This is a genomic window from Kitasatospora sp. NPDC002522 (assembly GCF_053595195.1).
On sequence record NZ_JBSFXE010000102.1, the window covers coordinates 1 to 3323 of the forward strand.

1 protein-coding gene and 1 pseudogene are annotated in these 3323 nt (G+C 67.0%); both read right to left on the bottom strand.

All coding sequences use genetic code 11. The annotated features are described in order from the left end of the window. Positions 1-901: 901 nt before the first annotated feature. A complete protein-coding gene (locus ACWD4U_RS34635) occupies positions 902-1774 on the bottom strand; it encodes a hypothetical protein (RefSeq protein ID WP_363462260.1) in 873 nt (290 codons plus the stop codon). Positions 1775-1996: 222 nt separating this feature from the next. Further along, positions 1997-3192 (bottom strand): annotated as a pseudogene (locus tag ACWD4U_RS34640) (IS3 family transposase). Positions 3193-3323: the final 131 nt, after the last annotated feature.

A 3323-nucleotide genomic window follows, 5' to 3' on the forward strand; every position in this document is an offset into this window, starting at 1 on the left:
CCTCGCGATGATCAACCTCATGACCCGCCGACTCACCAACGAAACCACCCCGACATGGCGCGGCACATGAACCATGACCAAGCCATTCATCTCCGAACAAAACAACGGGACGAAACGCCCTCTAAATGAAAGCCGCTGGTGTTTCCGCTGGTACGCATCACGCGCCACGGCCCCATCGCGAGTAGCCATGTTCGATCGCAGTTAGGTACTGGGTCAGGTCAAATCGAACTTCTTCGATGACCCGGTCGTCAGCACCTGGGTACATCAGATCGTCCCAGACCACCGTCTGACCTCGGAGCCGGATCCGGATACAGACCTCGGAGGCGGTGTTGGAGCCCAGCTCTTGGGTCACAACATCCACAGTCCGGGCTTGATCAGTCGGATAGAGGGGGCCTCCGGGCCTGAGCAGCCGGTTCGGATGATCACCGCTTGCACCGTTGTAACTGCGCGCGATCAAGTCAAGGCCATCGACATAGAGGTACGTGTGTACAGCGCTGCACATGGGTGGCCCAGGGCACGCAGTGGTCAGCAGCGTGCTGACCGAGTCATGCCCTTGGCGATCAGTGAGGCTGGCGCGCACCAGGCGCGGGGACTTACGCGGCATCTGACCTTCGCGACATCACGGAGCCGATAATAGGTGCCCAGGAGACCGTTTCGCCGCCCTTTTCCCAGCCGCAGATCACGCTCACCAGTCATCCCGTCCAACCAGGCGGCTCTGGCCGACCACGGGGTCGGGGGCGGGGGCGGGGGCGGGGGCGGGAAGATCATTCACGCAATCGCGGCCAGAGCCTCGGAATTCCCCACCCCCGCTCACGATTCCCCAGCTCGTTGAACCTCGAAGCAAGTGGCGAGAAATCGGTGAGCGAGGGCCGCGGGGCCGCCCGTCCTCCGGCATGGCTTCCTATTCGGGGCCGTCGGTTTCCGCGGGGATGGTCCAGCGCAGCAGGGTGGTGGCGTCGGCCCGTTCCAGGGTGACGGCGTAGACCTGCCCGTAGGCGCGTTCGCCGCGGTGGCGCATGGAGTGGTCGCCGGGATCCCAGCCCAGCTGAATGATCCGGGATCCGTCGAGCTCGATCTGCCCCGCCAGCAGGGGGTGGCTCTCGCCGGCCCGGTCGAGCAGGTGGAAGTGGGTGTGGGCGTCCGCGGAGACCAGCAGGCCGATGCGGGGCCCGTTCGACAGCCAGTCCCGGATCCGGTCGGCGAGCTCCTGAGCCTCATGGAGGGGAAGATCGAGGTGTCCGTAGGGACCGCCGCGCCCGTCGACCTGCGACATCGGGTCGCCGCCGAAACGGGCGTGGGCGTCGTCTTCGTACTTCCCCCAGTAGGTGACGTCGGCGAGCCCGTCGATCGACTCGCCGGACAGCCCGACGAACGAGTCGAGGGCGCGGGCGTCCCCGAGGACCATGCCGCACCGGTCGACCGGCAGGTCGCCGAGGAGGATGGGCTCTCCGCCGGGATCGCCCGGCCAGGGCAGGCCGAGGTCGACTTCCAGGACCGTGATGACCGGCCCGTCGTACGAATTCCACGTCTGTGCGCGGACGTTCAGCGGCCGATCAGGCGCGGCCGGCACTGCGACCGCCTCACAGAACCACTCCTCGCTCGGGCCGTCCGCAGGCTCGTGGAGGTGGCCGCCGCCGCGCTGCCCGGCGGCCAGTGCCCGCTCGGACAGCGGGGCGCCGTGCTCGGACCATTGGTCGATCCAGCCGGCCATCCCCAGGACCAGCACGCCGGACGGTGCTGTAACGACGCCCAGGTCGACAAAGGGCTCACTCATCCGCTGATTCAACCATGTGCTGATCGGCAGGCTCCCAGGCCTTGGCAGTGCGGAGCACCGTGCGGGGACAAGGTCGCAAACCAAGCAGCTCCACTCGCAAACTACGGCGCCCCGTCAAGGGCGCCTCCAGCGTCACTGACACGATGGGCTGCGCCTACCCTGGACCGGCCAGGCCGAGCCTGGCGGCGGTCTAACTGAACCGCCCCGGGTTCGGTAGAGAGCTCAGATGATGGCTTTGGCCAGTGGTTTTGCGGTTGCCAGGTAGTAGTTGGTCTCGTACTCGACGGGCGGGACGTGGCCTATCTCACCGTGGAGTCGGCGGTGGTTGTACCAGTCGACCCACTCGGCCGTGGCGAGCTCGACCTGCGAGAGGGTCCGCCATGGGCGCCGGGGCTTGATCAGCTCGGTCTTGAACAGCCCGATCGTGCTCTCCATGAGGGCGTTGTCGTAGGCATCGTCGACCGAGCCGATGGACGCCGCGATGCCCACTGCTTCGAGGTGCTCGGCCAGGCGGAACGACGTGTACTGACTGCCCGCGTCGCTGTGGTGGACCAACTCGCCTGGCACGACAGGGTTCTGGTCGCGGTCGCGCTGCCAGATCGCCATCTCCAGCGCGTCCAGGACGAACACCGTCTGCTTGACGGTGGCCGCGGACCAGCCGACGATCCGGCGGGAGAAAGTGTCCACGACGAAGGCGACGTACACGATCCCGGCCCAGGTCCTGACGTAGGTGAAGTCCGCGGCCCAGCAGCGGTTCGGGGCGCCGGCGACGAAGTCGCGCTCGACCAGGTCGGGGGCGCGGTCGACCTGCCCGCCGGGAAGAGTGGTGATCACGTGCTTGCCGCGGACCGCGCCGGTGATGCCGAGTTCACGCATCAGGCGCTCGACGGTGCAGCGGGCCACGGTGTGACCCCGGCGGTTCAGCTCGTGCCAGATCTTGCGGGCGCCGTAGACGCGGAAGTTGGCCTCGAAGGCATGCTTGATCAGCGTCTTCAGTTCTGCGTCGCGCACTGAACGCGCTGAAGGCGGAAGGGTGTTGAAGGCTTAGTAGGTGGAAGGGGCGATGCTGCAGCCGTGCTCGGTCAGCACGTGGCAGATCGGCTCGACGCCGCCGAAGCGGCCCCGGTGCTCGTCGATGAACGCTACGAGCGCTGGTGTGGCCGGTCGAGCTCGGCCGCGAAGAAACTCGCCGCGGCCTTGAGGATCTCGTTCGCCCGCTTCAGCTCGGCGATCTCCTTCTTCATCGCCTTGATCTGTGCGGACTCCTCCGTGGTCGTGCCCGGGCGCTGCCCGGAGTCGACCTGGTCCCGGCGCACCCAATTGCGCAGCGTCTCGGCCGAACCGATGCCCAGCTTCTCAGCGACGGCCCGCAGCGCGGCCGACTCGTTCGGGTAGTCACCGAGGACCTCGGCGACCATGCGCACCGCACGACGGCGCAGCTCAGGCGGGTAGGAGGAAGGAATCTCAATGATCGTGTCAAGCCGTCTGCGTGACCGACGGGGCGGAGGTGAACAGCCTCTTGTCACGCAGCATCGCCCACAGCACATCG

Bases quoted from the DNA above. Each gene is read 5' to 3' on its own strand.
- ACWD4U_RS34635 (WP_363462260.1), bottom strand. From the start codon at position 1,774: ATGAGTGAGCCCTTTGTCGACCTGGGCGTCGTTACAGCACCGTCCGGC.